This is a genomic window from Erwinia sp. (genome assembly GCF_031978025.1).
Classification (GTDB): Bacteria; Pseudomonadota; Gammaproteobacteria; order Enterobacterales; family Enterobacteriaceae; genus Erwinia.
Genome location: NZ_DALZCD010000332.1, coordinates 1 through 4,147, shown reverse-complemented (window position 1 = coordinate 4,147; position 4,147 = coordinate 1). Strand labels below are relative to the sequence as shown.

Annotated in this window: 4 protein-coding genes and 1 pseudogene; 4 read left to right on the top strand and 1 reads right to left on the bottom strand. The window is 46.0% G+C overall.

From position 1 onward, the window contains the following. Together RTK32_RS19565 and RTK32_RS19560 are read left to right on the top strand one after the other, a co-directional pair. Positions 1–698 (top strand): phage portal protein (locus RTK32_RS19565; RefSeq protein WP_312046896.1); only part of this gene is annotated, 698 nt, incomplete at its 5' end. Positions 699–1,335: 637 nt separating this feature from the next. Next, complete coding sequence (locus RTK32_RS19560; RefSeq protein ID WP_312046894.1) at positions 1,336–2,046, top strand: hypothetical protein; 711 nt, start codon at positions 1,336–1,338, stop codon at positions 2,044–2,046. A gap of 247 nt (positions 2,047–2,293) precedes the next feature. Here RTK32_RS19560 and RTK32_RS19555 read toward each other — a convergent pair whose 3' ends face one another. After that, complete coding sequence (locus tag RTK32_RS19555; protein WP_312046897.1) at positions 2,294–2,434, bottom strand: hypothetical protein; 141 nt, start codon at positions 2,432–2,434, stop codon at positions 2,294–2,296. An 82-nt stretch (positions 2,435–2,516) separates the two neighbouring features. Here RTK32_RS19555 and RTK32_RS19550 point away from each other — a divergent pair. Together RTK32_RS19550 and RTK32_RS19545 are read left to right on the top strand one after the other, a co-directional pair. After that, positions 2,517–2,882: pseudogene (locus RTK32_RS19550) on the top strand (Presumed portal vertex protein); the annotation flags it as partial. Positions 2,883–3,164: 282 nt separating this feature from the next. Then, positions 3,165–3,608 carry a hypothetical protein gene (locus tag RTK32_RS19545; protein ID WP_312046893.1) on the top strand — a complete coding sequence of 148 codons (444 nt, stop codon included), beginning with the start codon at positions 3,165–3,167 and terminating at the stop codon, positions 3,606–3,608. Positions 3,609–4,147 lie beyond the last annotated feature (539 nt).

Below are 4,147 nucleotides of genomic sequence, written 5' to 3'. Positions count from 1 at the left end.
TCAGCAAGTTTGCGCCGGATTATCTGGTGTTCGGGAATGCGTTTGCCGAGCTGCGGCGTAACAGCCTCGGTAAGCCATTCAGGCTGGAAACCACCCCGGCGAAATTTACCCGTAAGGGCGTGAAGGACGGCGAATACTGGTTTGTGAATGACTGGAAAGAGCCGCACCAGTTTTCGGCCGGCAGCGTGTTTCACCTGATTGAGCCGGACATTAATCAGGAGCTTTACGGCCTGCCGGAATACCTCAGCGCGCTTAACTCCGCCTGGCTCAACGAGGCGGCCACGCTGTTTCGCCGCAAGTACTACCAGAACGGCGCGCACGCGGGCTATATCCTGTATATGACCGACGCGGCGCAGAGTTCCAGCGACGTGGATCGGATGCGTCAGGCAATGCGCGACACGAAAGGCCTGGGAAACTTTCGTAACCTGTTTATGTACGCACCAAACGGCAAGCCGGACGGGATAAAAATCCTGCCGCTCAGCGAGGTGGCGACGAAAGACGATTTCTTTAATATCAAGAAGGCGAGCCGCGACGACCTGTTAAGCGCGCACCGCGTGCCGCCGCAGATGATGGGGATTATCCCGGACAACTCAGGCGGATTTGAGGATGTGGTGAAGGCGACACAGGTGTTTGTCAGGAACGAATTAACGCCGTTGCAGGAAAGGCTGAAGGATGTGATCGCTTTCAGACCATATTAGCTTGGAGTTCAACCTTAGGCCTGATTACCAGCGGCTCGCAAAAGCTGCTTCCTATCCTCCCGCCAATTTTTTCCCCTTACTTTCCTGCAAAAAATCTGGGGAAAACCAAAAAAATTTTGGATTTTTTAAATCTGCGCGCAATGCTATTCTTGCTCGCTTTGTACACAGATATTCATGCAGCTGCATCCAGTCACAGAAACCGTGCCAGAACATACTGGCAACATCGGAAATGAGGGTAGAAAATGCATGCAGAATAGTGCACTCAATGCATGCTCAGCTTTGATGAAGCTGATTATCGGTAATGCCAGGTTTCACTTGCTCTCAGAGCGTGATCTTGAACGATAGATTTTGCTCACAGCAGAGACAGTGAGAACAGCCAAAACGACAGAGAAAAGGCCCAAAAAAATTATTAGCGAGAGTAAAGGGTTTAAGAGCCCCCCTAAGCTTGTGAAATCACTCATCCTCGCCAGCTGTCCAGGCGTCAATGTACGAAGAATGATTTCCGGTATAATTAGGAAAAAAATAATAACAACAGGAACATAAATCAGCATTTTTTTTGTTTTCCCCATCTTCTTTCTTGCCCTTGTTGACGAACATGATCAAAAATTGGGTAAATGATACAACAAGGACCTAAGGTATGTCACAAACCTATTTGCAATTAAAAATGCAGTCCAATAAGCAGTTAGCTATTGCATTAACAAACTCTCTAAATGACCTCCATGAAGATCATATGTCTACTATCCAAAAGTTAAAATTGGGTGGGCAGCGGATTATTAATTATGGTTCATGCCTTGTTCCGGATGAATATTATCGAAGCTCATGCCGTGATACGTTCAGAGAAGATAAGCGGTTAGTCTTTTCTTTAAGCGAGATATATAGAAGAAATGATATAAATCTGGATATGGTTGAAATTTACTTCCGTAAAACCTTAGCAAAGCTTGGAGATGAAAAAAGCAATAAACTTGTATCTCACATCCAAAATTTGTTAGGTAAAACAGCAGAGCATGCATCAACCAGAGCTAGCAAATTGGCTCTATCCTTTACAATTGCTAACCTGGTGCTTAGTAGTGCGGATTTCAAAAAAAATCATATCCGAATTGTTAATTCATTTTCAACATGGTTTGTGAATGCGACAACACTTTATGCAAAAGCGCAAGTAGCAGCATCAGCCGCAAACAGGCTTAAATTCCAGGACCCTTTATATTATCAAGCTCTGTGTAAGGAAAACATTGAAATGCTTTATTTTCTTATTGAACCCCAAATGTCTGAAATAATTTACCAGGTGAACTCTGGAGATAACAACGAAGAAAAAATCGCAGGTGCTTTGTATGAGATTCTACGCAAATGAAACGTGCCATTTTATGGTTACTCCAGTCATTTTTTTATTTGATACCTGCCGCAATTATTGTGGCAGGCGTATATATATTTATACGTTTTATCCCGGGCTATGCAGCACTTCTTAGCTTGTCATGGATAATTATCGTTTCTTTCATATATATTAAATATAACAAATGGTATTAGCAATATTCTGGCGACGGGAAGGCTTAGCTGTCAAATGAGACGGTTGAAAAAGCAACCGAAAATTGATTATCAGATTAAGTGTTATTCGCTGCGATTTCAGCAATCAGGTTAAGCGCGATTTCCCGATCGCGTTCCCTACATACCCTTTCCGTTGTCAGCCGCGCTATCGGCTCCACTCGCTCTATCATCGCCCGCTCCTGCAAATCATCTGCCATTTTTACCTCCCCAAGCCAAAATGCTGTGCATAACCACAGTGTGGTTTTTCTGACGGTCTGTGAAAGGCTTTTTTACCTTACAATACTGTATATGACCGACGCGGCGCAGAGTTCCAGCGATGTTAACCACATGCGGCAGGTGATGCGCGATACAAAAGGGCTGGGCAATTTTCGTAACCTGTTTATGTACGCGCCCAACGGCAAGCCGGACGGCATTAAAATCCTGCCGTTCAGCGAGGTGGCGACAAAAGAGGATTTCTTCAACAACAAAAAGGCCAGCCGCGACGACCTGTTAAGCGCGCACCGCGTGCCGCCGCAGATGATGGGGATTATCCCGGATAATTCCGGCGGATTTGGAGATGCGGTGAAGGCGTCACAGGTGTTTGTCAGGAATGAGTTAACGCCATTGCAGGAAAGGCTGAAGGAGATAAACGGCTGGATAGGGTAAGAGGTAATCGCGTTCCGGCTTTATTCGCTGGAGATGCCTACGTCAAATTGAGAAGCACTATTCTGCCAAGCTATAAATTTTTTTTTGCGTCCGCTTCGTGCCAACAGCGGACCTTGTTACAGCAGTTTGTTTAATCAGCTGGGGGCTGTTCAAGGATTTAATTTTCCCTTACGCTATTTAACATGTGAAATTACAGACAGGCTGTAATGCCCTGAAAAGTTAAAATCAATAATGACGTCCTGTTCATGAATTCAGATACGGCAATGCGCATAAAGAGGAAAAATGGATAAGTATGCGGAACGACTTACAGGATTTATGCGGGCTGTAGGCTGTATGAATGATGTGGCAAACCGTGTATCTGACTATTTTGTGGTTAAACTTGAGGAAAGCGACAGCATGTTGACTTCTTTGGACATGTATCATTCATCCATTTCAAATAAGTTTCCGGCCGCATACTGGCACCCACAACTTAAAGAATGTTCTCAAAAAATATTTATGGAAACAGTGGCAACATGGTTCTTTGAGCATGAGGATATGCAGCTTCTGCCACCATCACTGACGCAGAATCTCCTGGCCAATTTCATCGATGGTCTTAAGGAAATGACCGGTAATGCACTTTTCTTTACCCTCACCACCAGCCCATCAGTGTGGTATGGCTCCCTGCACGACGAGTTTGTCATCGAATCACAATATGGCAGATACCTCATTCATTTCAGTGGTCACTGACTTCTTTGCCCCAATCCAACGTCAGCAAAGCTTTCCTGCATAACCTTTACTTTGGTTAGCAGAATCGGCTGAGAACCTGACTCGCTGGTGAACTGAAAAAACCATAAATCATTCAGTGCTAATGTCCGCTTCTCGCTCATAGCTGCCTGTAAGTTTTGGCTACGCCTGCCGGCTTGGCCAACGCCTCGCAGGCTAACAGTACACTGCACGCCCATGAGGCGTTATCCGTGGAAGTTTTGTGCTGGAACCCCGCGCTTAGTGCCTGCATCCGCGCGAAATTCTCCGCCATTCACTTTCGTGCATGTCTATGCAGATGTGTAAAACTTATCAGGGGCATTTTGCCGGGTTTGGGGCAGGAGAAAGGTGTGCTTTTCGGGCCGGAGGCAGCAGGACGGCGCTGAGGGCGTTTCCGCGGTGCGGCGAACACGTAATACATTCACGTTAGATTGTAGAGACCGCCGTAAAGGTTGTGCCGCAGGGGCTGCAGCGTGGTTTTTTCACGAGTACACTTTGTACCCGCCTTGCGGGCATCAAAGTGA

What these genes read in the sequence shown, in the direction of transcription:
- RTK32_RS19560 (WP_312046894.1), top strand. Translation starts at nt 1,336, where the DNA reads ATGTCACAAACCTATTTGCAATTAAAAATGCAGTCCAATAAGCAGTTA.
- RTK32_RS19555 (WP_312046897.1), bottom strand. Translation starts at nt 2,434, where the DNA reads ATGGCAGATGATTTGCAGGAGCGGGCGATGATAGAGCGAGTGGAGCCG.
- RTK32_RS19545 (WP_312046893.1), top strand. Translation starts at nt 3,165, where the DNA reads ATGGATAAGTATGCGGAACGACTTACAGGATTTATGCGGGCTGTAGGC.